The sequence below is a fragment of the Pseudomonas sp. B15(2017) genome (genome assembly GCF_002113215.1).
Taxonomy (GTDB): Bacteria; Pseudomonadota; Gammaproteobacteria; order Pseudomonadales; family Pseudomonadaceae; genus Aquipseudomonas.
The window spans coordinates 20385-46501 of sequence record NZ_NEJZ01000029.1 but is presented as its reverse complement, the minus strand read 5'-3'; the positions used below and the strand labels follow the sequence as shown (position 1 = coordinate 46501).

Here is a 26117-nt window from a genome sequence, read left to right as displayed (position 1 = left end):
ACGAGCGGCCTCATCTGTCGCTGAAATACAAAACACCCGATGCGGTGCATCGGGCGTTTTGAGGCTGAAACAGGTGTAAACCTATTTCAGGACTAGACAGCTGAAACAGGTGTAAACCTATTTCAGGACTAGACACTGCGATTTCACAGCATTTGCAAATTTCGGTTCGGTCGATCACAGCTGCACTCCGGCACATTTGCAGGAATGTATTCATGATTCGCCAACTCAGGCGCGCGGGTTCAGGCGATATTGAAAGTTTGTTGAAGAATGATTCAGTCGCTGGAAAAGATAGCTTCTGTCGCAAGAGCCGTCAGAGTAGGGAGAGCGCTGGTTTGCATGCGAGATGAGCGCTCCCTCCGGCTACGGATGCCTGGGTCTAAATTTTCACAGTGAGTTGTTCATACGTCTTGTGGTCGTCTCCAGTGCGAACAGGCGTTGCGGCGTGGGACGACTGATACGTCCAACTCGCTGATGCGAGAGCTGCTGATCAATCTCGGGTATCCGCACAGCGGAACGGTGAAGAACCTTGATCCGGGCGATCCTGACTCATTCTTGTAAAATCCTGGGTCAGGCGCTTATTGGCTGCGATGGATTTTGTTCCATTCGTCGCCGATTTCGCGATCTCCCTTTTAAATAGTGTGGATATTTAATGGGTTACGGATTTTATTAACCATCCGGTTATCAAAAATACGTTGTTACAAGACGAATAAGTCAGTAATATCCGCCCCGCGTTCACCACCACGGTTTATGCATTTTTAAATCCCAAGCTTCCATCAGCTGCTTGGGATTTTTTTTGCCTGCTATTTGCCTTTCCCACACCTCTGCCCGTTTCTCGTCTCGCTCGCTCCTGTTTCCGGGAAGGGTGACAGGCAAGTCCACACTTTTTCGACTACTACTGTCAGGCGGATTTCAACTCTGCCGGACGGGAGCACATCGATGCTGGTTCACTGGTTTCTTGCGGCGATACATTTACTGGCATTTGCCATGGGTTTCTGGGCGGTGTTGACCCGTGGGACGTCTTTCAGCCGCCTGGCGTCCGGCTCGGGTGTGGTGGGGCGCGTATTGCTTGCCGACAATCTATGGGGGCTTTCGGCGCTGGTGTTGCTTATCACCGGTGGCATGCGGGCTTTTGTAGGTTATGAGAAGGGAACCGATTACTACCTGCACCAGCCGCTGTTCCATCTAAAGATGATGTTGTTTGTGCTGATTCTGCTTCTGGAGCTTTTGCCGATGATCACCCTGATCAAATGGCGCGTGGCCAAGGCGCGCGGCACTGCCCCTGATACTGGGCGAGCAAAGGTGTTCGCGCGGATCAGTCATGCCGAAGCGCTGCTGTTGATATTGATGGTCGTGGCGGCTACCGGGATGGCGCGTGGCGTCACATTTGGTTAAGCAGGCGAGATTCCCGGCTGCTATTCGGAAATGTCCGACAGCCAGCCCATTGAATGAAGGTTAGTATCGGTTGCGAAAAGGCTTGAGGCAGGAAGGGGCGTGGCGCGCGCCGTCACCAGGGAGGTGGGGGAATGGCAATACGGCGCTTGAATCTTTAGCCAGTCATTGCGCGCAGGCAAAACTGGCTACTGACTACGATAGGGCTCAGGGCGTTTGTGGCTTGTCCGGTGCGGTCAGGCCAGCCTGGATGCGCTGGTAGATTTCTTCCCGGTGCACTGCAACGTTCTTTGGAGCATTGATGCCGATTCGAACTTGCTGGCCGCTGACGCCAAGAATGGTGATCGTGATGTCATCACCAATGTTTATGCTTTCACCGACTTTGCGGGTGAGTATCAGCATGGTCTTCTCCTTGATTGCTTTGTAGGGCACCTGATTCAGACAGTGCAGAGGTCGGTGGTACGTATAGATTAGTGCGAAGTCTTACTGTTTGGGTGCCTCTTTCTGACGCGCAGCAGCGGCATTAATTCCCAGCGCGTAACTATACAGGGGCCGCCAGCATCAATCTCGTAGTTTTGTGCCCATTTTGCGGGGCTCCGAAACTATTCTCGAATGTTAAGATCGCCGCTTTGAAAATTCAGAGGGAAGCGTTGTGCGCAAATTGGTCTGGGTAGTCGCGGCACTGGCACTGGCAGGATGTGGCGAAGGCAAGAGTGTGGATGCGCAAAAGCCGAAACCGGCGGTGGTAACGGCGCCTGCTGCGGTGGGCCCGCAGTGGGATCTCGAAGTGCGCGGTGAAACACCTCAAGCCGTCAGCGACCTCAGCGGCTGGCTGATCGAGCATGGCTTTGTGGCCAGTGTCATCAAGGACGCCAGCGGCAAGACCCGGATTCTCCTTGGCCCTTTCAATTCGAAGGCTGACGCCGAGGCGCGTCAGGCGGATGTGGATGCCGCGCTGATCAAGGCGAAGAAGCAGAACATCGAGACGCTGGTACTTGCGCGCACGGCCGCGCAATAAGCGATCCATTCGGCGGAGCTGACTAAAGGGTGTCTCACGTGATTCGTTTTTAAAGCCATCACTGAAGATACTCAAAAGGAGCTCCGCATGGCCTCCACCAATCCTTACAAGTTGTTCGACGTTGTTTTGCGTCACAAGCAGCAGTTGAGCCCGCATCTCATGCGAGTCACGCTCGCAAGCCCCGCTGTCACCGAGATGGCAACCTGGGCACCGGATCAGCGAGTGAAACTGTTTTTTCCGGCAGCAGACGGTTCGCCCGCCAGGCTTTCTGAGGGGGAGGGGTGGTATGCCCGGTTTCGCTCGATGCTGGTTGATCGTCGCCCGGTGATGCGCACCTACACCATCCGTCATTTGCGCGCTGAGTCAGGTGAGGTCGATATCGATTTCGTCCTGCACGGCGAGACCGGCCCGGCCTCCCGATGGGCGTTGCGAGCACAGCCCGGCGAGTCGATGCAGATCCTGGCCCCCGACAGCCAATTCTCGGCACAAGAGGCGGGGGGATTTGAATGGAAGCCTCCGCAAACGCTCAAGCAACTTCTCCTGGTCGCCGACGCGACAGCATTGCCGGCCGCCATGGGAATTCTGGAAGAGCTGGCGACTCTGGCTGAACCGCCGCAGACTCAGGCGTTTTTTGAAGTCGAAAGTCGTGAAGACATGTTGGCCGTTCCTGACTGGCCCGGGCTTTCGGTGCAATGGCTGATTCGCGATCACGCGGCTGCGGGTACGTTGATGGTGGAGGCTGTGCGGCAGGCGACGTTGCCTGTTGACGCATCGCCGGTTGGGCAAGCGGTCGAACTGGCGGATGTCGACATCGAAGAAGAGATTCTGTGGGAGATCGCCGATACGGCCAGCGAGGGATTCTATGGTTGGGTCGCAGGAGAATCCGCGGCGGTCATGAGCCTGCGCAAATACCTGATAAAGGAGCGCGGCATCCCTCGCGAATCACTCAATCTGATGGGTTACTGGCGTTACAACAAGTCCGGCGGTTGAGCAAAAAAAGGCCTTGAGTTTATCGCTCAAGGCCTTTTCTTTTGATCAAGCAATCATCCGCAGGCTTTTAGGTTCACCGGACCGACGAAATCGTTGCCGCGTCCCATCACACACGCCACGCTCTGGTTTCGCTGGCGTTCCCAGTCTTGCACCGGGTAAGTCTTGTCCCAGGCTTCGTACAATTGCCGATCCTGCTTCGACAAGCGCAAGCCATATTGTTTGCTCATGTAAAAGTAGGTGCGGGCGATCATGCCGCGAATCGAAGGGCGGGGCATGACCTTCTTTGCCTTGAAGTCAACCTGTGTCAGGCATGAGCCGTACTGACCTTTTTCGACCGGCAGCCAACCGTAGCTGAAATTACTGCGGTCACCATTCACCTCGCCGATGCTCGGCACCAGATTGTGCAGGTCGGCTTCGGCTTTCTGATAACTCGGGTCGTAGCGGGTGCAATTCTTGCGTCCGCCTTCCTGCCAGCATTGGCGCTGATGGCCGAACTGCCAGGCCGGAACAATGTGCTCCCATTCGATGCGGGCCGCTCGCTTGGCGTTCTTGCGCGGGACATAGCCGCAGGCGGCCAGATCGACTTTGTTGCCGGTGTATTTGCACCCGCAATAGAACTCGGTGGATTGTGGGGCGTAGAGCTTCCAGGCGACCTTCTTGGCCTCGGTGAAAGTACGCGGCGCGCCAGCTTGCGCACCCACGGAAATGAACAGCAACAGCACAGCAGCAAAACGCAGAATCATTGAATCAATCTTCCTTCGGCACAACCCAGAAAATCTGCACGCCGCCATCGTCGCGGTAGGCGAGGGTGACGTTGTCGTTTTCGTCGATCTCTTCCAGCAAGCGCTCCCACTCATCCACCGGTTCGTCCGGAAGGCGGAAGATCAGTGCGGCTTTGGCTTTTTGTGCGGTGGGGGAGTTGATGATTTTCTGAACGCGCATGCCCATGCGTTCGTAAGCGTCAGGAGCATCAGGGGAAGTGACCACGAGGTTATCCTTATTAAGCTGTACGTGCATACAGTATTTAACTGTAGGCATTTTCGCAACTGCTTAAAATTCAAGAAAATCCTCTGACAATGGTTTTCCGGTTTTGATGTCACGCAGATGAAATTTTTCTTTGAGCGAGGCGGGAGCTTCACCCTCCGTCAGGTTGACGAAGGGTGAAACCAGTGGCCGATCAGGAAAGGATCGGACGAAGGCAAATCAATATTCCCAGAACATCCGTTGCAGCTCTTTGCTGTCGTTGGTCTTGGTCAGCGCGACCATGGCCAGGATGCGGGCTTTCTGTGGGTTCAGGTCGTGAGCCACCACCCAGTCGTATTTGTCATCAGGCTGTTCGGCGTTACGCAGGACGAAACCGCCGGCATTGACGTGTGACGAGCGAATGATCTGCACGCCGTCCTTGCGCAGCGCTTGCAGGGTCGGAACTACGCGGGAGGAAACGGAACCGTTGCCGGTGCCGGCATGGATGATCGCCTTGGCGCCGGACTGGGCGAGAGCCTTGTATGCGGTGTCGCTGACATTGCCATAGGAATAGGCGATCTCTACATCAGGAAGGCTCTTGATGTTCTTGATATCGAACTCCGAATCCATGGTGTGGCGCTTGGCTGGCAGACGGAACCAGTAGGATTTGCCTTCAACCACCATGCCGAGCGGGCCCCAGGCGCTTTTGAAGGCTTCGGTCTTGATGTTGATCATCTTGCTGACATCGCGACCCGACTGGATTTCATCGTTCAGGGTCACCAGTACGCCTTTGCCGCGAGCCTCTTTGCTGCTGGCGACGGCCACGGCGTTGTACAGGTTCAGCATGCCGTCCGCCGACATGGCAGTGCCCGGGCGCATGGAGCCGACGACGATGATCGGCTTGTCGGTTTTTTCCACCAGGTTCAGGAAGTACGCGGTCTCTTCCAGTGTATCGGTGCCGTGGGTGATGACGATGCCGTCGACGTCTTTGCTGTCGGCCAGTTCGGAAACGCGACGACCCAGTTGCAGGAGGTTTTCGTTGGTGATGCTTTCCGAGGCGATTTGCATGACCTGTTCGCCACGCACATTGGCCAGCGTACTCAGTTCGGGGATGCCGGCGATCAATTGTTCGATGCCCACTTTCGCAGCCTGATAGGTCGCGCTATTGGCTGCACTGGCGCCAGCGCCGGCGATGGTGCCACCGGTGGCCAGTACCACCACGTTGGCCAGTTTGGCCTGGGTTTCAGCTTCTTTTGCCTGGAGGGCGGTGGGCAGGAGCAGGAGAAGGGCCAAAGCGCCCGGAACGAAACTCTTCAAAGCAGATGTCATTATTTTTCTCTCTAGTAGTGAGACGGTGCTGATGCAGGTTCATCTAGATGCGCCCCGGGCCAATCTGAATGCCAGGGGTGCAGGTAGGGAGCAGGATCTGTACCAGTCGTAATCTGCTTCAGAGAAATGTTTAACCTTATGATTTAAATCAATATTTATTCGAAGGCTGGCTGTGAACTTCCGTCACTCATCCGGGTTTCCGAACGCGGGATGTTTTCTTGTTCGGCTCACCGAAAAGGACTACGAATCTCGTCCACAGCCTGAGCTGGCAGCTTTTCAGATCTCAGCTAAAGAAAACGGTGCGTTAGCCGATGCGTCTTGATAGGGATCCAATTTTTCAGGAGTTCAAATGTCATTGACTATCGGTTTGCCAAATCCCGGCGCGGTCACTATCGGCGGAAAAACGGCTGCTACGATCAATGCAATGAGTGAAGCTGAAGCCGACGCGTCTGCTCAGGCACTGGGTATCGAGAAGGTTGAAAGCAATCAGGTCAGAACCGGTGGTCCTGCCCAGGAAGCAAGCGCGCGCGAGGCTGAAGGCGGTGACAATCTGAGCGTCACTATCAAGACGCTGTTGAAACGCATGCAGGAATTGCAAAAGCAGCTTCAGGAGCAGCAACAGCAACTGGCTGCCGCGCAGGCTGCGAGTTATCCAACACCCGAAGCCAAGTCGCAAGCGGTGATGTCAATCCAGGGGCAGATCGCCCAAACCAGCGGTGCGCTGCTGGAGGTCTCCGCAGCACTGGTCAAGGAAATGTCGAAGGGCTCCTCCGCCGGTAACGTGGTCAACACCACGGCTTGAGCACTCCAAGGGCGGATCGATGGATTCGCCCTGCAACGCAATACCGATTTCTGATTGTTGACAAATGTCGGCGTGATTCGCATAGTTCGGTCTACGCAAACGTTTGCGCGGCCTTCGCGATGATTGATCGTCGTGGGGTGCAGCGAGCTTACGCCAGTGCAAGCGTTGCTCACAATAATCATAAGATCGGAGTGAACCCATGAAGCTGCCATTCGCTGGACGTCTTCTTGCTGTCGCCATGCTGGCTGCCGCATCCGCCGCACTGCCTGTCTCTTCGGCTTTCGCCGAATCCCCTGAAAAACCCAAAGTCGCCCTGGTCATGAAATCCCTGGCCAACGAGTTCTTCCTGACCATGGAAGACGGTGCCAAAGCCTACCAGAAAGAACATTCCGCCGATTTCGACTTGATCTCCAACGGCATCAAGGACGAAACCGATACGGCGGGGCAGACGCGCATCGTCGAGCAGATGATTCTGGCGAAGGTCAACGCTCTGGTCATCGCACCGTCTGATTCGAAGGCGATGGTGCCGGTGATCAAAAAGGCGGTCGATGCCGGTATCACCGTGATCAACATCGACAACCAGCTCGATCCGGCCGTGATCAAAAGCAAAAACATCAGCGTTCCGTTCGTAGGTCCGGACAACCGCAAGGGCGCGCGTCTGGTGGGCGAATACCTGGCCAAGCAACTGAAGGCCGGTGACGAAGTCGGCATCATTGAAGGTGTCTCCACGACGACCAACGCCCAGCAGCGTACTGCTGGCTTCAAGGATGCGATGGAAGCTGCGCAGATCAAGGTTGTTTCCCTGCAGTCCGGCGATTGGGAAATCGACAAAGGCAACAAGGTGGCCGCTTCGATTCTCAGCGAATACCCGGACGTCAAGGCGCTGCTGGCCGGTAACGACAGCATGGCCGTGGGTGCTGTTTCCGCCGTGCGCGCTGCCGGCAAGGCCGGTCAGGTGCAGGTTGTCGGTTATGACAACATCAATGCCATCAAGCCAATGCTGAAGGACGGCCGCGTTCTGGCGACTGCCGACCAGTACGCCGCGAAACAAGCGGTGTTTGGCATCGAGACCGCGCTGAAAATCATCAAGGGCGAGAAAGTCGACAGTGGTGCAAATGGCGTGATCGAAACGCCGGTCGAGCTGGTCACCAAATAAGTCCTTTGGCGACACAACGGCGCTCGTCCGTCCGGGCGAGCGCATGGAGATTTTTATGTCAGTTTCCGCTCCGAACGCTGTCCTCTCGGTCAGCGGTATCGGCAAGACCTACGCGCAACCGGTTCTGACCGGCATCGACCTGACGTTGATGCGCGGTGAAGTACTGGCGCTGACCGGTGAGAACGGTGCCGGCAAAAGCACCTTGTCGAAGATCATCGGCGGGCTGGTCACACCCACCACCGGTCAGATGCAGTTCCAGGGCAAGGAATATCGCCCCGGCAGTCGCACGCAAGCTGAAGAGCAGGGTGTGCGCATGGTCATGCAAGAGCTCAATCTGCTGCCGACGCTTTCGGTGGCGGAGAACCTGTTCCTCGACAATCTGCCGAGCAACGGTGGCTGGATCAGCCGCAAGCAACTGCGCAAGGCCGCCATCGAAGCCATGGCTCAAGTCGGCCTCGATGCCATCGATCCGGACACACTGGTCGGCGAGCTGGGCATCGGTCACCAGCAAATGGTCGAGATCGCCCGTAACCTGATCGGCGATTGTCATGTGCTGATTCTCGACGAGCCGACCGCGATGCTGACCGCCCGCGAAGTCGAGATGTTGTTCGAGCAAATCACCCGGTTGCAGGCGCGCGGCGTCTCGATCATCTACATCTCTCACCGTCTCGAAGAACTGGCCCGGGTCGCACAGCGCATTGCCGTGCTGCGCGACGGCAACCTGGTTTGCGTCGAGCCGATGGCCAATTACAACAGCGAGCAACTGGTCACCCTGATGGTTGGCCGCGAGCTGGGCGAGCATATCGATCTGGGGACTCGCCATATCGGCGCGCCGGCCTTGACGGTCAAAGGCCTGACCCGCTCCGACAAGGTTCGCGACGTGTCCTTTGAAGTGCGCGCCGGTGAGATTTTTGGCATTTCGGGGCTGATCGGGGCAGGGCGCACCGAGCTTTTGCGGCTGATCTTCGGCGCCGACGTCGCGGACAGCGGCACGGTGGCGCTCGGTTCGCCGGCCAAAACGGTGAGCATTCGTTCGCCCGTCGATGCTGTGCGCAACGGCATCGCCTTGATCACCGAAGATCGCAAGGGCGAAGGCCTGCTCCTGAGTCAGTCGATCAGCGCCAACATTGCCTTGGGTAACATGCCGGAAATTTCCAGCGGCGGGTTCGTCAACAACGGCGATGAAACGAAGCTCGCGCAGCGGCAGATCGACGCCATGCGCATCCGCAGTTCCAGCCCGACCCAGTTGGTGTCCGAGTTGTCCGGTGGCAACCAGCAAAAAGTCGTGATCGGGCGCTGGCTGGAGCGCGACTGTTCGGTGCTGCTGTTCGACGAGCCCACTCGCGGTATCGATGTCGGCGCCAAATTCGACATTTATAACCTGCTTGGTGAACTGACCCGTCAGGGCAAGGCGCTGGTTGTGGTGTCCAGCGACCTGCGCGAGCTGATGCTGATCTGTGATCGCATTGGCGTGCTGTCGGCAGGGCGCCTGATCGACACTTTCGAGCGCGACAGCTGGACCCAGGACGACTTGCTTGCTGCCGCGTTCGCCGGCTACCAGAAACGTGATGCGTTGCTCAACGAAGCAGCGCCTAGGGATCTCCCATGAAAACTGCATCTTCCGCCGGCAAATCCAGTGGCAATTTCTACGGCCTCGGCACTTATCTGGGCCTGGCCGGCGCCTTGCTGGCAATGATTGCGCTGTTCTCGGTCATGAGCAGCCATTTCCTGTCGTACAACACCTTCAGCACTCTGGCCAACCAGATTCCCGATCTGATGGTTCTGGCGGTGGGCATGACGTTCGTCCTGATCATCGGCGGGATCGACCTGTCGGTAGGCTCGGTATTGGCACTCGCGGCATCCACTGTCAGCGTGGCGATTCTTGGCTGGGGCTGGAGCGTACTGCCGGCTGCCTTGCTGGGTATGGCCGTCGCGGCGTTGGCCGGCACAGTTACCGGCTCGATTACCGTGGCGTGGCGAATTCCATCATTCATCGTGTCTTTGGGTGTCCTGGAAATGGCCCGTGGCCTGGCCTATCAGATGACCGGTTCGCGCACCGCCTATATCGGTGATTCCTTCGCCTGGCTTTCGAACCCGATTGCCTTCGGCATTTCGCCATCGTTCATCATTGCCTTGCTGGTCATTTTTATTGCCCAGGCCGTTCTGACCCGTACCGTGTTCGGTCGCTACCTGATCGGCATTGGCACCAACGAAGAAGCGGTGCGGCTGGCAGGAATCAATCCAAAACCCTACAAGATCCTGGTGTTCAGCCTGATGGGGCTGCTCGCCGGCATTGCGGCACTGTTCCAGATTTCCCGGCTGGAAGCAGCCGACCCGAACGCCGGTTCCGGCCTGGAGCTACAAGTGATCGCCGCTGTGGTGATCGGCGGTACCAGCCTGATGGGCGGGCGTGGTTCGGTGATCAGTACCTTTTTCGGCGTGTTGATCATCTCCGTGCTGGCGGCCGGTCTGGCGCAGATTGGCGCGACCGAGCCGACCAAGCGCATCATCACCGGTGCGGTGATCGTGATCGCCGTGGTGCTCGACACCTACCGCAGTCAACGCGCAAGCCGACGGGGCTGATAAATGGCAACGATCAAGGATGTGGCGGCACTTGCAGGAATTTCCTACACGACCGTGTCCCACGTAGTAAACAAGACCCGACCGGTGAGCGAAGAAGTGCGGCTCAAGGTCGAGGCGGCGATCAAGAGTCTCGACTATGTGCCGAGCGCCGTGGCCCGTTCGCTGAAAGCGAAAACCACTGCAACCATCGGTTTGTTGGTGCCCAACAGTCTCAACCCGTACTTCGCCGAACTGGCGCGCGGGATCGAGGATTACTGCGAGCGTAACGGTTACTGCGTGATCCTCTGCAACTCCGACGACAACCCGGACAAACAGCGCAGCTATCTGCGGGTCCTGCTGGAAAAACGCATCGACGGCCTGATCGTCGCCTCTGCCGGTGGTGACAGCGGCCTGGCGCAAGGGCTGGCGGGCGTGAAGACGCCGATGGTGATCGTCGACCGTGGACTCGAAGGCGTAGACGCCGACCTGGTGCGCATCGACCACGAATATGGCGCGTACCTCGCGACACGGCATCTGCTTGAACTCGGGCATCGCGACATCGCCACGATCGGTGGTCCTGCCAGTACCAGTGTTGCGCAAATGCGTCAGGCCGGTTTTTCTCGAGCGCTGAAAGAGGCCGGGACTGAAGTGTCCCCGTCGCGCGTGCTGGAAAGCGACTACACCAGCACCGGCGGTTACAACGCGGCTTCGGTCCTGCTTGAACGCAACCCGCCGAGCGCGATTTTCGCTGGTAACGACATGATCGGCATCGGTGTGTTGCGGGCTGCGGCGGAACGCAACGTGCGCGTGCCCGCCGAGCTTTCAGTGATCGGCTTCGACGATATCCAGATGAGTCGCTACGTATATCCCGCGCTGACGACCGTGGGTCAGTCGATCCTTCAGTTGGGAGAAATGGCGGCGGAAGTGTTGTTGCGAAGAATTGCCGCTCCGGGTCTGGCGACGGATCAGCGGATCGTGACCCCGAGTATTGTCCTGCGTGAATCGACTGCACCGCTGTCCGGCGTGTTCACCGAATACCGCTGAAACGAATTGAAGAGTAGTGATGTATGTCCGCAAATGTAGTGGTAATAGGCAGCCTGAACATGGACCTGGTCACCCGGGCGCCGCGTTTGCCCCGGGGCGGTGAGACGCTGATCGGCCATTCCTTCGCGACCGTGTCCGGTGGCAAGGGCGCCAATCAGGCGGTGGCCGCTGCTCGATTGGGTGCGCAAGTGTCGATGGTTGGTTGTGTCGGCAATGATGACTATGGCCTGCAATTGCGCGACGCGTTGCTGGCCGAGCAGATTGATTGTCAGGCAGTCAGCGTGGTGGAGGGTTCCAGTGGTGTGGCGCTAATCGTGGTCGATGACAATAGCCAGAACGCGATTGTCATCGTGGCCGGCGCCAATGGTTCGATGACCCCGGCGGTCATCGACCGGTTCGACGCAGTGCTGCAGGCGGCCGACGTGATCATCTGCCAGCTGGAAATTCCCGATGCGACTGTGGGCCATGCGCTGAAACGCGGGCGTGAACTGGGCAAGACGGTCATCCTCAACCCGGCGCCGGCCAGTCGTCCGTTGCCGACGGACTGGTTTGCCGCCATCGATTACGTGATTCCCAACGAGAGCGAGGCCGCCGCCCTCAGCGGTTTGCCGGTGGATTCGCTGGAGGCCGCCGAGAAAGCCGCTGCACACCTGATTTCACTGGGCGCTGGCAAGGTCATCATCACACTGGGCGCTCAAGGTTCACTGTTCGCCGATGGCAAGGGTTACCAGCATTTTCCGGCACCCAAAGTGGAGGCAGTCGATACCACCGCCGCCGGGGATACCTTTGTCGGCGGATTTGCGGCTGCACTGGCGGCCGGCAAAACCGAGGACGAGGCCATTCGTTTCGGGCAAGTCGCGGCGGCCCTGTCGGTTACCCGGGCAGGTGCCCAGCCGTCCATTCCCACCAACTCCGACGTACAGGCATTCAAATCCGCATGAAAAAGACTCCTTTGCTCAATGTCGCCCTGTCGAGGCTGGTTGCCTCCCTCGGTCACGGCGACATGGTCGTGATCGGTGATGCCGGCCTGCCGGTGCCGCCGGGTGTTGAACTGATCGATCTGGCGTTGACGCACGGCGTCCCGGATTTCGTCAGCACCCTGAAAGTCGTGCTCAGCGAGATGCAGGTGGAAAGCCATGCGCTGGCCAAGGAGATTTTCGACAAGCAACCGACCGCGCTGTCCACGCTGGAAGAGCTGAATGACGAAGGCTCGCTCGGGCGGCGCGATCTGCTCGGTCACGAGCAATTCAAGGTACTCAGCCGACAGGCACGAGCGATTGTTCGTACGGGAGAATGTCAGCCGTACTGCAACATCGTGCTGGTGTCCGGAGTTACATTCTGACGGGGTTCGCCCCTTTTGATTTCATCTGCACAAGGAATGCGCCATGCAACGCTATGCTCAAAAAATGCATCAATTGATTCGGAGTCTGCTGCTTTTGTCCGTGATAACAGCGACCGGCGCCCACGCGGCGGAAAAGATCGACCTGATCATCGATACCGATCCGGGCGCCGACGACGTGGTCGCCCTGTTGTTTGCCCTGGCCTCCCCGGAGGAGCTGAACATTCGCGCGTTGACCACCGTGGCTGGCAACGTCCGTCTGGACAAGACTTCGCGCAATGCCCGGTTGGCCCGTGAGTGGGCAGGGCGGGAAGAGATTCCGGTATACGCCGGTGCGCCTAAACCGATGATGCGTACGCCGATCTACGCCGAAAACATCCATGGCAAGGAAGGCCTTTCGGGTGTCACGGTACATGAGCCGAAGAAAGGCCTGGCTGAAGGTAATGCGGTCAATTACCTGATCGACACTCTGAAAAAAGCCAAGCCGCACAGCATCACCATCGCGATGCTCGGTCCGCAGACCAACCTGGCCCTGGCACTGATTCAGGAGCCGGAGATTGTTCAGGGGATCAAGGAAGTGGTGATCATGGGCGGCGCTCACTTCAATGGCGGCAACATCACGCCAGTGGCCGAGTTCAACCTGTACGCCGACCCGCAAGCGGCTGAGGTGGTGCTCAAGAGCGGTGTGAAACTGACTTACCTGCCGCTGGACGTGACCCACAAGATCCTGACCAGCGATGCACGCCTCAAGCAGATTGCGGCACTGAACAACAATGCGAGCAAGATTGTCGGCGACATCCTCAACGAGTACATCAAAGGGGATATGGAGCACTACGGCATTCCGGGCGGTCCGGTGCATGACGCTACCGTCGTGGCTTATCTGCTCAAGCCTGAGCTGTTCACTGGTCGTTCGGTGAATGTGGTGGTCGACAGCCGTGAAGGCCCGACGTTCGGCCAGACCGTTGTCGACTGGTATGACGGTCTGAAGGCGCCCAAGAACGCCTTCTGGGTGGAGAACGGCGACGCCCAGGGCTTCTTCGATCTGCTGACCGAGCGTCTGAAGCGTCTGAAATAAGCCATGCGCCTGCAGGTGCCAGTTTGCGGGCTTTTACTCCCTCTCGGTACCCGATGTCCCTTTGAAGGCATCGGGATACTTTTCGAACAGCTGGGCAATGAAGGATTGCGCGCCCTGTGTTCCCAACGTCTTCACCAGCAAGTCGATGCTGATCAATGCCAATTCCTCCGGGCTGCCCGGACTGTAAGAGCTATGCCCTTGTGGCCAGGTGGCCTTTATGTCGGCGGTGATGCTTACGGTGGTCATGGCGGGGCTCGGTCACGGGATCGGAGTTTTGAGTTAACCACTTTGCCGAGTGTTTGGCACTGCGACTTAGGCATGAGCGCAGGGCTATGCGACACTTGGTCATTTCCGCAAAAAACAAGGATTGCGCTGTGCAGATCGATTTGAACAGCCCCGACGGCCTGACTCTTCATGCTGTGCGTCGCATGCTGGCGTCGGCCAGTGATGACGAGCACACCCAGCTGCGCGTGACCAAGGGCGGCATCGCTTATATCTCTTCGGGCGTCACTGGCGGCCAGGACATCGATGGCCTGCTGTTTCGTCTGGAGACCTGGGCAAAAGGCTCGGGATACGTGGGAAATGTCGCGGCCAGCGACGAAGTCTGGGTCATGCAGATTTTCAATGCGCTCAAGGACAACTGGCCGAACCCGCCCTATGACTACATTGATGTCTATTGAACGTCATTAATATTCAGTGACGTTTTACGGGGTGATGCTTCAGGTGATGCTCAGGCACACTCGGCGTTTTTCCGATCGTAGGGCAGGGTGATAGCACTCACCGTGAAACCAAACGCTGTATTGGCGGTCGCACGATCTCTGCTCAAAATTGAAATAAGGAGGCTTCAATGCCTTGCAAGTTCGCGTCACTGGGTGCACTGATGGTCGTTGCTCTTTTGGCTGGTTGCTCTACAACCTCCAGCGAGTCGCAGAAGGATCCCGTGGCGACTGAGGCTGGCCATGGTCGTTGTGAGGCATCTGCTGCGGAGTTCGCTCTCGGCAAGAAAGCTTCGCCGGAGCTGTTGGAGCAGGCACGCAAAAAGGCCGGTGCGCAGAACGCCCGGTTCCTCAAGCCCAATGACATGATTACTCTGGAGTACCGATCCGATCGCCTCAACCTGAATACCGATCAGAACCTGGTGGTCACACGCGTCAATTGTGGCTGAGCCTTTCGGGCTTTTGTTTCACCCATAAAAAACCCCGTCACATGGACGGGGTTTTTTTAGTGCGCCGGGAAATTACTCTGGGCGAACTTGTGCAGCTTGCATACCCTTTTGGCCTTTCTCAGCCACGAAGGAAACGGTTTGGCCTTCTTTCAGGCTTTTGAAACCGTCAGCTTCGATAGCTTTGAAGTGTACGAACAGGTCGTCACCGCCACCTTGAGGAGTGATGAAGCCGAAGCCTTTTTCATCGTTGAACCATTTAACGGTGCCGGTTTGGCGATTAGACATGGTGTATCTCCAAGAAACATATATTTTCAGTAGTACTGTGCTGCTCAGGCCAACTGGGCACACCGGGGTATCATAGTCGAAATGTTCGCTTTGGTAGCCCCCCGGACGTGCTGTTTGCCAATCGGTCTTGTTTTCTTGTCTGCCTGTTTCGGCTGGAGGCCCCGGTTTAAAAGGCCTCGAGCGAAAAATAAAGACAATAAAAAAACCTGTAAAACCTGCATAAATCGTACGAAAAAGCCTGAATCAGATGCTTTTCAGCGGTGCCGGAGGCATTGAAAAGGCATGTTTCATCATTTTTTTGCCGGGACGTTGGCCTTGCATTTGGCAATTTGTCCCAGGGCTTTCTGCTGCAATTCCTGACTGGCCTTATTGTCCATCAGCGCCTGAATATCGCTGGCAGGGTAGGACTTGATGGCATCGGCGCCGCATGCACAGTGGGATTTCGCGGCAGCAGCACCGATTTGCGGAGTCGCGGCCTGGGTGCACTGAGCCATGTATTTCTCACGCTCGCCCTTGGGCCAGTCGGCGTGGGCGCTCAACGGCAGCAGCAAAACGAGAGGTGCGACTGCGGCAAGCAGGGTGTTAAGACGCATGCGGGGATGCTCCTTGTGGGTCAATGTCTTGTTATCTGAGGGCCTGAAGGCCGATCAAGTTCAGCACTCTCGCATAAAACAGACGATTTGCCTCCCGGTAAAAACCAGAGTGCATCGGTGACCGTTCATCTGTGCTAGCATGCCTCGCTCGGGCGTTCGCAGGCTCCGGATGACCTTCAGTCCCGGTGGCGGCAATGTACGAATTTCTGATTTGAATCCCAGTCACTCTGGTTCGGTTTTCCGGTTGGCCGCAAGGCTCCTGCCGCTGTAAGGCAGGCGTTCGTCATTGAATGGCCTGGATCGGATCTTGTACTGGCTCATCCCAACCCACGTGACCTTTGGTAGGGGTCACCACTAGGAGAGGAGGCGCCATGCCAACTATTACTCTTCCCGACGGCAGTCAACGTTCATTCGATCACCCGGTTTCCGTAGCCGAGGTCGCCGCATCCATTGGCGCAGGTCTGGCCAAAGCCACCGTGGCCGGCAAGGTCAACGGCAAGCTGGTCGACGCCTGCGACATCATCGACAGCGACGCGACGCTGCAAATCATCACGCCAAAGGATGAAGAGGGGCTGGAGATCATTCGCCACTCTTGTGCCCACCTGGTCGGCCACGCGGTCAAGCAACTGTACCCGACTGCAAAAATGGTCATCGGGCCGGTTATCGACGAAGGCTTCTATTACGATATCGCCTTCGAGCGTCCTTTTACTCCGGACGACATGGCGGCCATCGAACAGCGCATGCAACAGCTGATCGATACAGAATATGACGTCATCAAGAAAGTCACTCCGCGTGCCGAAGTGATCGAAGTGTTCAAGGCCCGTGGCGAAGACTACAAGCTGCGTCTGGTCGAAGACATGCCGAACGAGCAGGCGATGGGCTTGTACTATCACGAAGAATACGTCGACATGTGCCGCGGTCCGCACGTGCCGAACACCCGCTTCCTGAAGTCCTTCAAATTGACCAAGCTGTCCGGCGCCTATTGGCGCGGTGATGCCAAGAACGAGCAATTGCAGCGCGTTTATGGCACCGCTTGGGCAGACAAGAAGCAGCTGGCAGCTTACATCCAGCGTATCGAAGAAGCTGAAAAGCGCGATCACCGCAAGATCGGCAAGCGCCTGGGCCTGTTCCACACCCAGGAAGAAGCGCCGGGCATGGTGTTCTGGCACCCGAATGGCTGGACGCTGTACCAGGTGCTTGAGCAGTACATGCGCAAAGTGCAGCGCGACAACGGCTATCTCGAGATCAAGACGCCGCAAGTCGTTGACCGCAGCCTGTGGGAAAAGTCCGGGCACTGGGCCAACTACGCCGACAACATGTTCACCACTGAGTCGGAAAGCCGCGACTACGCGATCAAGCCGATGAACTGCCCATGCCATGTGCAGGTGTTCAACCAAGGCCTGAAGAGCTACCGCGAGCTGCCGATGCGACTGGCCGAGTTCGGTGCCTGCCACCGTAACGAGCCATCGGGTGCCCTGCATGGCATCATGCGTGTCCGTGCATTCACCCAGGATGATGCCCACATCTTCTGCACCGAAGAGCAGATGCAGGCTGAATCCGCTGCGTTTATCAAACTGACCATGGATGTTTATCGCGACTTCGGCTTTACCGATGTCGAGATGAAGCTGTCTACTCGCCCGGAAAAACGCGTCGGTTCCGACGAGCTGTGGGATCGCGCCGAAGCGGCCCTGGCTGCAGCGCTTGATAGCGCCGGCCTGCCATACGATCTGCAACCGGGTGAGGGGGCGTTTTATGGTCCGAAAATCGAATTCTCGCTGAAAGATTGCCTCGGTCGTGTGTGGCAGTGTGGTACCTTGCAGCTCGATTTCAACCTGCCTGTGCGCCTGGGAGCCGAATACGTCTCCGAAGACAACAGCCGCAAGCATCCAGTGATGTTGCACCGTGCGATCCTCGGTTCGTTCGAGCGTTTCGTCGGGATTCTGATTGAGCACTACGAAGGTGCATTCCCTGCGTGGCTCGCGCCAACCCAGGCGGTGATCATGAATATCACTGATAAACAGGCAGATTTCGTCGCTCAGGTCGAAAAAACTCTCAACGAAAGCGGGTTTCGTGCCAAGTCCGACTTGAGAAATGAAAAGATCGGCTTTAAAATCCGCGAGCATACTTTGCTCAAGGTTCCATATCTCTTGGTTATTGGGGATAAGGAAGTCGAGATGCAGACTGTCGCTGTGCGTACTCGTGAAGGTGCTGACCTGGGCTCGATGCCCGTCGCCCAGTTCGCTGAGTTTCTCGCGCAAGCGGTTTCCCGGCGTGGTCGCCCAGATTCGGAGTAATTATTATTAAGCGTGAAATGAGACAAGATAAACGAACTGCACCGAAAGCCCCGATCAACGAGAATATCTCGGCACGCGAGGTTCGGTTAATTGGCGCTGATGGCGAGCAGATTGGCATCGTCTCGATTGATGAAGCGCTTCGTATTGCTGAAGAAGCAAAGCTTGATCTGGTAGAAATCTCTGCCGACGCAGTCCCACCGGTTTGCCGTGTGATGGACTACGGCAAATCGATCTTCGAAAAGAAGAAGCAGATTGCTGCGGCGAAGAAAAACCAGAAGCAGATTCAGGTAAAAGAAATCAAGTTTCGTCCAGGGACGGAGGAAGGGGATTACCAGGTAAAACTGCGCAACCTGGTACGTTTCCTGAGTGACGGGGACAGGGCCAAGGTATCCTTGCGATTCCGCGGCCGTGAGATGGCCCACCAGGAGCTGGGGATGGAGCTTCTCAAGCGGGTTGAACAAGACCTGCTCGAGTACGGTTCGGTCGAACAGCATCCTAAGATGGAAGGACGCCAGCTGATCATGGTCATCGCCCCGAAAAAGAAGAAGTAATCAACAGGGCACGGCAGGCCTTCTGATTATGTTTATCAACTGAATGCGGAGTATCCGAACATGCCAAAGATGAAAACCAAAAGTGGTGCTGCTAAGCGGTTTCTGAAAACTGCTAACGGTATCAAGCACAAGCACGCTTTCAAGAGCCACATCCTGACCAAAATGTCGACCAAGCGTAAGCGTCAACTGCGCGGTAGCAGCTTGCTGCATCCGTCTGACGTGGCAAAAGTCGAGCGCATGCTGCGCCTTCGTTAATTTTTGGATCAAGAATAGAGGAAGTAACTCATGGCTCGTGTAAAGCGTGGCGTCATTGCCCGTAAACGTCACAAAAAAATTCTGAAACTTGCTAAAGGCTACTACGGCGCACGCTCCCGCGTATTCCGTGTTGCCAAGCAAGCGGTAATCAAGGCAGGCCAATACGCCTACCGTGACCGTCGTCAGAAAAAACGTCAGTTCCGCGCTCTGTGGATCGCTCGTATCAACGCTGGTGCTCGTGTTAACGGTCTGTCCTACAGCCGTTTCATCGCTGGCCTGAAAAAAGCGTCCATCGAGATCGACCGTAAGGTTCTGGCTGATCTGGCAGTGAACGAAAAAGCGGCGTTTGCTGCGATTGTCGAGAAAGCTAAAGCCACCTTGGCTTAAGTACCCCCGACAGTCACCCGGCTTCACCTCTGTGGGGCCAGGTGTTAAACGTCATAAATAGGGGAAGAGCCTTCAAGCTCTTCCCCTATTTTGTATCTGGAGTCTGTACATGGAAAACCTGGATGCGCTGGTCTCTCAAGCACTAGAGGCTGTGCAAAGCGCTGAAGATATCAATGCCCTGGAGCAAATCCGGGTTCAATACCTTGGCAAAAAGGGTGAATTGACTCAGGTGATGAAGACCCTGGGGAATTTGCCGGCAGAAGAGCGTCCGCAGGTCGGCGCGCTGATCAACGTTGCCAAGGAACGTGTCACAGGCGTTCTCAATGCGCGCATGGCTCTGTTTGAGGAAGCCGAACTGGCTGCCAAGCTGTCTGCCGAATCCATTGACGTGACCCTGCCGGGCCGCGGTCAGACCTCCGGTGGTCTGCATCCGGTAACCCGGACTCTGGAACGTATCGAACAGTTTTTCACCCATATCGGCTACGGCATTGCCGAAGGCCCTGAGGTCGAAGACGACTATCACAACTTCGAGGCGCTCAACATCCCAGGTCATCACCCGGCCCGGTCGATGCACGACACCTTCTATTTCAATGCGAACATGTTGCTGCGCACCCATACCTCGCCGGTACAGGTCCGCACCATGGAATCGAAAAAGCCGCCGATCCGCATCGTCTGCCCAGGCCGTGTGTATCGCAGCGACTCCGATATCACCCACTCGCCGATGTTCCATCAGGTCGAAGGCCTGCTGGTTGATCGCGACATCAACTTCGCCGACCTGAAAGGCACCATCGAAGAGTTCCTGCGGGTGTTCTTCGAAAAAGAACTGGCCGTGCGTTTCCGTCCCTCGTACTTTCCGTTCACCGAGCCTTCCGCCGAAGTCGACATGGAATGCGTGATGTGCAGCGGTAAAGGCTGCCGCGTCTGCAAGCAGACCGGCTGGCTGGAAGTAATGGGCTGCGGCATGGTTCACCCGAACGTGCTGCGCATGTCCGGGATCGACCCGGAAGAATTCTCGGGCTTTGCCTTCGGCATGGGCGTCGAGCGACTGGCCATGCTGCGTTACGGCGTGAACGACTTGCGTCTGTTCTTCGACAACGACTTGCGGTTCCTCGCGCAATTTCGCTAGTCGTAACGAATTCTTAGGAGAGCAGGATGAAATTCAGTGAACAATGGCTGCGTGGCTGGGTCAGCCCGCAGGTAGATCGCGACGCGCTGGTTGCACGTCTGTCGATGGCCGGTCTTGAGGTCGATAGCGTTACGCCGGCCGCCGGTGTTTTCAGTGGCGTGGTGGTGGGCGAGGTGCTCAGCACCGAGCAGCATCCCGATGCCGACAAACTGCGCGTTTGCCAGGTCAGCAATGGTGCGGAAACTTTCCAGGTCGTGTGCGGTGCGCCAAACGTGCGTCCGGGCCTGAAGATTCCGTTCGCGATGATCGGTGCCGAGCTGCCGGGCGACTTCAAGATCAAGAAGGCCAAGCTGCGCGGCGTCGAGTCCAACGGCATGCTGTGCTCGCAATCCGAGCTGCAGGTCGGTGAAGGCAATGATGGTCTGATGGAACTGCCGGCCGATGCGCCGGTGGGCGAAGATTTCCGTGTTTATCTGGACCTGGAAGACGCCAGCATCGAAGTCGACCTGACTCCGAACCGTGGCGACTGCCTGTCCCTGGCCGGTCTGGCCCGTGAAGTCGGAGCGCTGTACGACGCTCCGGTCACTCGCCCGGTGGTGATGACCGTTCCGGCGGTGCACGACGAAGTGCGTTCGGTAGAGGTCCTCGCACCTGCTGCCTGCCCGCGTTATCTGGGCCGGGTCATCCGTAACGTTGACCTTTCCAAGCCTACGCCGCTGTGGATGGTTGAACGCCTGCGTCGCGCGGAAGTCCGCAGCATCGACGCTGCCGTCGACATCACCAACTACGTGATGCTCGAGCTGGGTCAGCCGCTGCACGCGTTCGATCTCGCCGAAATCAATGGCGGCATCCGGGTACGCATGGCGGAAGAGGGCGAGAAGCTCGTGCTGCTCGACGGTCAGGAAGTCAGCCTGCGTAGCGATACGCTGGTGATCGCCGACCACACTCGCGCTCTGGCCATTGCCGGCGTGATGGGTGGCGAGCACAGTGGTGTGTCCGCGACCACTCGTGACGTATTCCTTGAAAGTGCGTTCTTCGATCAGATCGCTGTGGCGGGCAAGGCTCGGTCCTACGGTCTGCACACTGACGCTTCGCACCGCTACGAGCGCGGGGTGGACTGGCAACTGGCCCGTGAAGCCATGGAGCGCGCCACTGGTTTGCTGCTGGAAATCACTGGTGGCGAAGCTGGCCCGATCATCGAAACCGTCAGCGAGCAGCATCTGCCGTCGATCGCGGCCATTACTCTGCGTGCTCAGCGCATCACCCAGATGCTGGGCATGGAAATGGATTCCGCCGAAGTCGAGCGTCTGCTCAATGCTTTGGGTTTGAAGGTTTGCGCCGACGGAGCTGGGCAATGGCGCGTGGAAGTGCCAAGCCATCGCTTCGATATCAGCCTGGAAGTCGATCTGATCGAAGAGCTGGCGCGTCTGTACGGTTATAACCGCCTGCCGGTTCGTTACCCGCAAGCTCGTCTGGCGCCACAAGCCAAGGCTGAAGCGCGTAGTGATCTGCCAGAGCTGCGTCGTCTGCTGGTAGCTCGTGGCTATCAGGAAGCAATCACTTATAGCTTCATCGATCCGAAGCAATTCGAGCTGTTCAACCCGGGCGTCGAGCCGCTGCTGTTGGCGAACCCGATCTCCAATGACATGGCTGCCATGCGTTCGTCGCTGTGGCCAGGGCTGGTCAAGGCGTTGCAACACAACCTCAACCGTCAGCAGGATCGTGTCCGCCTGTTCGAGAGCGGTCTGCGCTTTGTCGGTCAGCTGGAAGGTCTGAAGCAAGAGCCGATGATCGCCGGTGTGGTGTGCGGCAGCCGTCTGCCGGAAGGCTGGGCGCAAGGTCGCGAGACCGTGGATTTCTTCGACGTCAAGGCTGACGTAGAAGCGGTGCTGGGTTTTGCCGGTGCGCTGGATCAGTTCACTTTCGTACCGGGCAAACACCCTGCGCTGCATCCGGGTCAGACCGCGCGCATCGAGCGGGAAGGGCGTGAAGTCGGTTTTATCGGCGCGATTCACCCTGAGCTTTCGAAATCCCTGGGTCTCGACCGTCCGGTCTTCGTCTTCGAGCTGGTTCTGGCCGAAGTCGCTCTGGGGAAAATGCCGAAATTCCACGAGTTGTCGCGCTTTCCTGAAGTGCGTCGTGACCTGGCACTGATTGCGCACAAAGACGTTGCAGCCTCGGCTGTACTGGACGTAATCCGTGAAAATGCAGGCGAATGGCTGACAGACCTCAGGCTATTTGACGTGTATCAGGGTAAAGGCATTGATCCTGATAGAAAAAGCCTCGCAGTCGGCTTGACCTGGCAGCATCCATCGCGCACTCTTAATGACGATGAGGTGAATTCGACGACGCAAAATATCCTCACCTCGCTCGAACAAAGGTTGAACGCCACGTTAAGGAAGTGACGTATGGGGGCTTTGACGAAAGCAGAGATGGCGGAACGTCTGTATGAAGAGCTGGGCCTGAACAAGCGGGAAGCCAAGGAATTGGTTGAACTGTTTTTCGAGGAAATCAGGCACGCTCTTGAAGACAACGAGCAGGTCAAACTGTCGGGTTTCGGCAATTTCGACCTTCGGGACAAACGCCAGCGGCCTGGCCGCAACCCGAAAACGGGGGAAGAAATCCCGATCACGGCTCGCCGTGTGGTCACCTTTCGTCCAGGGCAGAAGTTGAAGGCCCGAGTTGAGGCTTATGCTGGAACCAAGTCATAACGACGAACTACCCGTCATCCCGGGCAAACGCTACTTCACCATTGGTGAAGTCAGCGAGCTGTGTGCGGTAAAACCGCACGTGCTGCGCTACTGGGAGCAGGAGTTTCCTCAGCTCAACCCCGTCAAACGCCGCGGAAACCGCCGGTATTATCAGCGCCAGGACGTGCTGATGATCCGGCAGATCCGCGCGCTCCTTTACGATCAGGGGTTCACCATCGGCGGCGCGCGCCTGCGTCTGTCCGGCGATGAAGCCAAAGACGACACCACCCAATACAAGCAAATGATCCGCCAGATGATCGCCGAGCTCGAAGATGTGCTGGTGGTTCTCAAGAAATAATTTCCTGCTTTTAAATACTTCCAGTTTTCAAAAGCTTGCGATATATTCTTGAGCGTTCTTCGAGATGAAGAACGAGTTTCAAACCTAGTCGGGGCGTAGCGCAGTCCGGTAGCGCACTAGCATGGGGTGCTAGGGGTCGAGTGTTCGAATCACTCCGTCCCGACCATAATTCCTGAGTAACATCAGACACTTAAGCCGATCATCTGGATCGGCTTTTTTGTGCCTGCGCAAAACCCTCGCAAAATTACCCGGTAATTTCGCTGATATTCAGGTCCGAAGCTGCGTCCGACCAGACGATTTTCGCACGGTCCTTCTGTTAGTTTTTGGTCATGCTCTCACTGGTATGGCCTGCGATTTTCTGCCCATCCTTTCCGACTTTCTGATACAGGTTGCAGCGGCAATCCTCGTACATCATAGAAGCCCTGCATTTCCTCTTCTTTCCATCCCTTGTAACAACCAGCCGCCCCTCGAGCCTTTTTATGCCTGCAAAAACTTATGAGGCGGCTAACTCGCTCAGGGCTTCTTTTCTTTCATCCCATCCTTTGAGCCGCTGGACGTTTGCGCATCCTTCTCGGTTTCATGGGCCTCTGCACCGGAGTTCGAGCCCGAGGCCTCTTCACCCTTTTTGTCGGCCTTTTCTTCCTTGGACTCGGTGCCTCCCTGGTTGACCCCGGGAATGCCGGTTGGCGGGACGCTGCTTCCCGCCATTGCGAGGGAGGCATTGGCGGATAAAAGACTTCCAAGCATGAGGGCTGCAATGGTTCGTTTCATCGTCGGGCTTCCGCGTCATGTTGATAGACGTTGGAAGTTCTGACGCGGGGTAAAGTGCCGGTCAACTGACGGGCGGAACTCATAGCTATTCGTTCACGGATGCCCGTTATAGATGTGGCTCAGTAAGAACAGCTCGATGATCGCCACAAAGACGCAGGTCACTACAAATCCGCGGGTGAAGACTCTGCGAGGCTTTTGGCCGGACGTCTGGAAGCTATTCAGAGCCGATAGCAGGTTTGAAAAAAACTCCAGTAAGTCCATCCGTGTTTGTCCTTTGTTCGGTGCCGGTATCGCGGTGCGGCGCAGTTTATCTCATCGATCCAATTGGCTACGGTCATGTTTCACTGCTCGCGCAACTGGTTCCAGTCAATGCCGAACCGCCCGAGGTACTTCCTCAATCGGTCGGCATCATTGGGCTGCGCTTTGGCCTGTCGCGACACGCCGAACAGTCGTCTGCCGGCATCCGACAGGCTGTCTGCCTGGCGGCAAACTTCCAGCACCGCCTTCAATTGCAATCGATCGAACAGGTCCAGTGTCTCGGCATTGCCCGGCAGTTCATCAGTCACGCCTGTCGGTTGCGCCAGCCCCCACGCGTACCGCAGTCGATCAATTTCCTCCTCGACCTGCGCTTCATCGATTCGCCCGCTGTCGGCCAGTGTCGCCATGCGCGTGATCGAGGCCGAAAGCTCGCGGAAGTTACCCAGCCACGCAGCTTCCCGTGAGCTGGCAAACCCCAGGTAGCGCCGTCGGGCTTCAAGGTTAAAGCGCACCATTTGGCCGTGTTCGCGCGCGTGGCGTTCAAGCTCGAAATCGATGTTGGGTTCGATGTCTTCGCGGCGGCCCGCCAAGCCTGGCAGGTCGAACGTCCAGAGGTTGATCCGAGCGTAGAGATCTTCCCGGAACAGGCCTTCGGCGACACGACTGCGCAGGTCGCGGTGGGTGCCTGCGATGATCAGGAAGTCGCTGTCGACTTCCTTGTCCGAGCCCAGCGGGAAGAAGCGCTTCTCTTCGATGGCCTTGAGCAGCATGGCTTGTTCGTCCGTGCCCAGTTCGCCGATCTCATCGAGAAACAACATGCCGCCGTCAGCCGCTCGCAATAGGCCGTCGCGTGCGTTTTGTGCGCCGGTAAAGGCGCCTTTGACGTGGCCGAACAGCGCGGACATTGCACCGTCCCCACGCAGGGTGGCGCAGTTGACTTCAACGAAGCGTCCCTGCATTTGATGGCGACTGCGTTTGAGCTCGTAAATGCGTCGGGCGAGAAAAGACTTGCCGGCGCCGGTCGGACCGATCAGCAGCATCGGCGCTTTGGAGCGTACGGCCACGCGTTCGATCTGTTCGATGGAACGGTTGAACGCGGTGTTTCGGGTGGCGATGCCGGACTTGAGAAACTCCAGGCCTTCCAGGCGTCTGTGAGTGAAGCGAGAGGCAATCCGGTCGTAGCGCGACAGATCCAGGTCAATCAGGGCGTGTGTGCCGGTGGCCGGTTCTTCTTCGTTCTTGCGGCGGGCGGGGGAGGTCTGGATCAGGCGTGCCGGCAGGTAGCGCGCCTCGGTCAGCAAGAACCAGCAGATCTGCGCGACGTGGGTTCCTGTGGTGATGTGCAACAGATAGTCCTCACGCTCGGTATCGAAAGTGTATTCGGAGGTGAAGTCATGGAGCGCGCCGTAGACCTCTTCGAAATCCCAGGGATTACGCAACGGCATCGGGTGCAGGCGCACTTCTGTGCCGGGCGACACCTGATGGATGTCCTCGCGAATGCGTTCGGCCAGGCTCGTGTCCCGGGCGTCTGTGCCGTGTATCAGTTCCAGTCGATGGATCAATACATCTGGTTGCTGGCACAGGCCCACGCTAGGCCGCCAATGGTTCCAGCGGTTGGCGCCTTTGCCTACGCGATCAAGGGTGGCGCCGATGAAGCCGATGGCGACGGTGCGCTTGCCGGACATTGATGATCCTTAAAGATAAATGACGATACCCA

30 protein-coding genes and 1 tRNA gene are annotated in these 26117 nt (G+C 57.3%); 22 read left to right on the top strand and 9 right to left on the bottom strand.

Annotation, left to right across the window (positions count from 1 at the left end; genetic code table 11):
- The first annotated feature begins 936 nt into the window (after positions 1-936).
- The gene (locus tag CAF73_RS29240; protein WP_085705381.1) at positions 937-1392 is read left to right on the top strand and encodes a DUF2214 family protein; all 456 of its coding nucleotides are present in this window, start codon (positions 937-939) and stop codon (positions 1390-1392) included.
- 204 nt (positions 1393-1596) lie between these two features.
- Here the strand turns inward: CAF73_RS29240 and csrA are convergent, their stop codons facing one another.
- Complete coding sequence (gene csrA / locus CAF73_RS29235) at positions 1597-1791, bottom strand: carbon storage regulator CsrA (RefSeq protein WP_003179932.1); 195 nt, start codon at positions 1789-1791, stop codon at positions 1597-1599.
- Positions 1792-2041: 250 nt separating this feature from the next.
- Here csrA and CAF73_RS29230 point away from each other — a divergent pair, with 250 nt between their 5' ends.
- Positions 2042-2407, top strand: coding sequence for a penicillin-binding protein activator LpoB (locus tag CAF73_RS29230; protein WP_085705379.1), 366 nt, complete (start codon positions 2042-2044; stop codon positions 2405-2407).
- A gap of 87 nt (positions 2408-2494) precedes the next feature.
- Entirely contained in the window at positions 2495-3397 is a 903-nt protein-coding gene (locus CAF73_RS29225) for a siderophore-interacting protein (protein WP_085705377.1), read from the top strand.
- A gap of 53 nt (positions 3398-3450) precedes the next feature.
- Here CAF73_RS29225 and CAF73_RS29220 read toward each other — a convergent pair whose 3' ends face one another.
- From CAF73_RS29220 to CAF73_RS29210, 3 genes are all read right to left on the bottom strand, one after another.
- The gene (locus CAF73_RS29220; protein ID WP_085701235.1) at positions 3451-4140 is read right to left on the bottom strand and encodes an endonuclease; all 690 of its coding nucleotides are present in this window, start codon (positions 4138-4140) and stop codon (positions 3451-3453) included.
- A 4-nt stretch (positions 4141-4144) separates the two neighbouring features.
- Positions 4145-4414, bottom strand: coding sequence for a DUF1654 domain-containing protein (locus CAF73_RS29215; protein WP_371917949.1), 270 nt, complete (start codon positions 4412-4414; stop codon positions 4145-4147).
- A 186-nt stretch (positions 4415-4600) separates the two neighbouring features.
- The gene (locus tag CAF73_RS29210) at positions 4601-5689 is read right to left on the bottom strand and encodes an asparaginase (RefSeq protein ID WP_007956004.1); all 1089 of its coding nucleotides are present in this window, start codon (positions 5687-5689) and stop codon (positions 4601-4603) included.
- 349 nt (positions 5690-6038) lie between these two features.
- Between CAF73_RS29210 and CAF73_RS29205 the strand changes: the two genes are divergently transcribed.
- The 8 genes from CAF73_RS29205 to CAF73_RS29170 all read left to right on the top strand — a co-directional run bounded on the left by CAF73_RS29205 (position 6039) and on the right by CAF73_RS29170 (position 13667).
- Entirely contained in the window at positions 6039-6491 is a 453-nt protein-coding gene (locus tag CAF73_RS29205) for a hypothetical protein (RefSeq protein WP_085705375.1), read from the top strand.
- A 199-nt stretch (positions 6492-6690) separates the two neighbouring features.
- Complete coding sequence (locus CAF73_RS29200; RefSeq protein WP_007956008.1) at positions 6691-7647, top strand: sugar ABC transporter substrate-binding protein; 957 nt, start codon at positions 6691-6693, stop codon at positions 7645-7647.
- Between the two features lie 55 nt (positions 7648-7702).
- The gene (locus CAF73_RS29195) at positions 7703-9256 is read left to right on the top strand and encodes a sugar ABC transporter ATP-binding protein (protein ID WP_085701232.1); all 1554 of its coding nucleotides are present in this window, start codon (positions 7703-7705) and stop codon (positions 9254-9256) included.
- Complete coding sequence (locus CAF73_RS29190; RefSeq protein WP_007956013.1) at positions 9253-10230, top strand: ABC transporter permease; 978 nt, start codon at positions 9253-9255, stop codon at positions 10228-10230. Before CAF73_RS29195 ends, CAF73_RS29190 begins: the two co-directional genes overlap by 4 nt.
- 3 nt (positions 10231-10233) lie before the next feature.
- Complete coding sequence (locus CAF73_RS29185; protein ID WP_085705373.1) at positions 10234-11253, top strand: LacI family DNA-binding transcriptional regulator; 1020 nt, start codon at positions 10234-10236, stop codon at positions 11251-11253.
- Between the two features lie 23 nt (positions 11254-11276).
- Positions 11277-12194 carry a ribokinase gene (gene rbsK, locus CAF73_RS29180; protein ID WP_085705371.1) on the top strand — a complete coding sequence of 306 codons (918 nt, stop codon included), beginning with the start codon at positions 11277-11279 and terminating at the stop codon, positions 12192-12194.
- Positions 12191-12595, top strand: a complete 405-nt coding sequence (gene rbsD, locus CAF73_RS29175; RefSeq protein WP_085705370.1) for a D-ribose pyranase — start codon at positions 12191-12193, stop codon at positions 12593-12595. Before rbsK ends, rbsD begins: the two co-directional genes overlap by 4 nt.
- A 43-nt stretch (positions 12596-12638) precedes the next feature.
- A complete protein-coding gene (locus tag CAF73_RS29170; protein WP_085705368.1) occupies positions 12639-13667 on the top strand; it encodes a nucleoside hydrolase in 1029 nt (342 codons plus the stop codon).
- Between the two features lie 33 nt (positions 13668-13700).
- On the opposite strand, the gene CAF73_RS29165 is transcribed toward CAF73_RS29170, so the two are convergent.
- Positions 13701-13913: a hypothetical protein gene (locus CAF73_RS29165; RefSeq protein WP_085701226.1), complete on the bottom strand. Its 213-nt coding sequence runs from the start codon at positions 13911-13913 to the stop codon at positions 13701-13703.
- Between the two features lie 128 nt (positions 13914-14041).
- On the opposite strand from CAF73_RS29165, the gene CAF73_RS29160 reads away from it, so the two are divergent.
- Together CAF73_RS29160 and CAF73_RS29155 are read left to right on the top strand one after the other, a co-directional pair.
- Positions 14042-14347 carry a hypothetical protein gene (locus CAF73_RS29160; protein ID WP_085705387.1) on the top strand — a complete coding sequence of 102 codons (306 nt, stop codon included), beginning with the start codon at positions 14042-14044 and terminating at the stop codon, positions 14345-14347.
- A 167-nt stretch (positions 14348-14514) separates the two neighbouring features.
- A complete protein-coding gene (locus CAF73_RS29155) occupies positions 14515-14832 on the top strand; it encodes an I78 family peptidase inhibitor (protein ID WP_085701225.1) in 318 nt (105 codons plus the stop codon).
- Between the two features lie 72 nt (positions 14833-14904).
- On the opposite strand, the gene CAF73_RS29150 is transcribed toward CAF73_RS29155, so the two are convergent.
- Both CAF73_RS29150 and CAF73_RS29145 read right to left on the bottom strand, forming a co-directional pair.
- Complete coding sequence (locus CAF73_RS29150; RefSeq protein ID WP_017904083.1) at positions 14905-15117, bottom strand: cold-shock protein; 213 nt, start codon at positions 15115-15117, stop codon at positions 14905-14907.
- Between the two features lie 290 nt (positions 15118-15407).
- A complete protein-coding gene (locus tag CAF73_RS29145; RefSeq protein ID WP_085701224.1) occupies positions 15408-15710 on the bottom strand; it encodes a hypothetical protein in 303 nt (100 codons plus the stop codon).
- 371 nt (positions 15711-16081) lie between these two features.
- Here CAF73_RS29145 and thrS point away from each other — a divergent pair, with 371 nt between their 5' ends.
- The 9 genes from thrS (at position 16082) to CAF73_RS29100 (ending at position 23537) form a co-directional block, all read left to right on the top strand.
- Entirely contained in the window at positions 16082-18004 is a 1923-nt protein-coding gene (gene thrS, locus CAF73_RS29140; protein ID WP_007956031.1) for a threonine--tRNA ligase, read from the top strand.
- Positions 18004-18555: a translation initiation factor IF-3 gene (gene infC / locus CAF73_RS29135; protein ID WP_170929631.1), complete on the top strand. Its 552-nt coding sequence runs from the start codon at positions 18004-18006 to the stop codon at positions 18553-18555. Before thrS ends, infC begins: the two co-directional genes overlap by 1 nt.
- A 60-nt stretch (positions 18556-18615) precedes the next feature.
- On the top strand, positions 18616-18810 hold the full coding sequence (rpmI, locus tag CAF73_RS29130; RefSeq protein ID WP_002553160.1) for a 50S ribosomal protein L35: 195 nt from the start codon (positions 18616-18618) through the stop codon (positions 18808-18810).
- Between the two features lie 30 nt (positions 18811-18840).
- Positions 18841-19197, top strand: a complete 357-nt coding sequence (gene rplT / locus CAF73_RS29125) for a 50S ribosomal protein L20 (protein WP_002553161.1) — start codon at positions 18841-18843, stop codon at positions 19195-19197.
- A 109-nt stretch (positions 19198-19306) separates the two neighbouring features.
- A complete protein-coding gene (gene pheS, locus CAF73_RS29120; protein WP_011333387.1) occupies positions 19307-20323 on the top strand; it encodes a phenylalanine--tRNA ligase subunit alpha in 1017 nt (338 codons plus the stop codon).
- A 26-nt stretch (positions 20324-20349) separates the two neighbouring features.
- Positions 20350-22728 carry a phenylalanine--tRNA ligase subunit beta gene (gene pheT, locus CAF73_RS29115; RefSeq protein ID WP_085705366.1) on the top strand — a complete coding sequence of 793 codons (2379 nt, stop codon included), beginning with the start codon at positions 20350-20352 and terminating at the stop codon, positions 22726-22728.
- A gap of 3 nt (positions 22729-22731) precedes the next feature.
- Entirely contained in the window at positions 22732-23034 is a 303-nt protein-coding gene (gene ihfA / locus CAF73_RS29110; protein ID WP_002553164.1) for an integration host factor subunit alpha, read from the top strand.
- A complete protein-coding gene (locus tag CAF73_RS29105; protein WP_003179985.1) occupies positions 23015-23371 on the top strand; it encodes a MerR family transcriptional regulator in 357 nt (118 codons plus the stop codon). The genes ihfA and CAF73_RS29105 overlap by 20 nt, the downstream gene beginning before the upstream one ends.
- 89 nt (positions 23372-23460) lie before the next feature.
- Positions 23461-23537 (top strand) — tRNA-Pro (locus tag CAF73_RS29100).
- Between the two features lie 347 nt (positions 23538-23884).
- Here CAF73_RS29100 and CAF73_RS29090 read toward each other — a convergent pair.
- Entirely contained in the window at positions 23885-24142 is a 258-nt protein-coding gene (locus tag CAF73_RS29090; protein WP_085705364.1) for a hypothetical protein, read from the bottom strand.
- A gap of 341 nt (positions 24143-24483) precedes the next feature.
- Positions 24484-26085: an RNA repair transcriptional activator RtcR gene (gene rtcR, locus CAF73_RS29085; protein WP_085705362.1), complete on the bottom strand. Its 1602-nt coding sequence runs from the start codon at positions 26083-26085 to the stop codon at positions 24484-24486.
- Positions 26086-26117 lie beyond the last annotated feature (32 nt).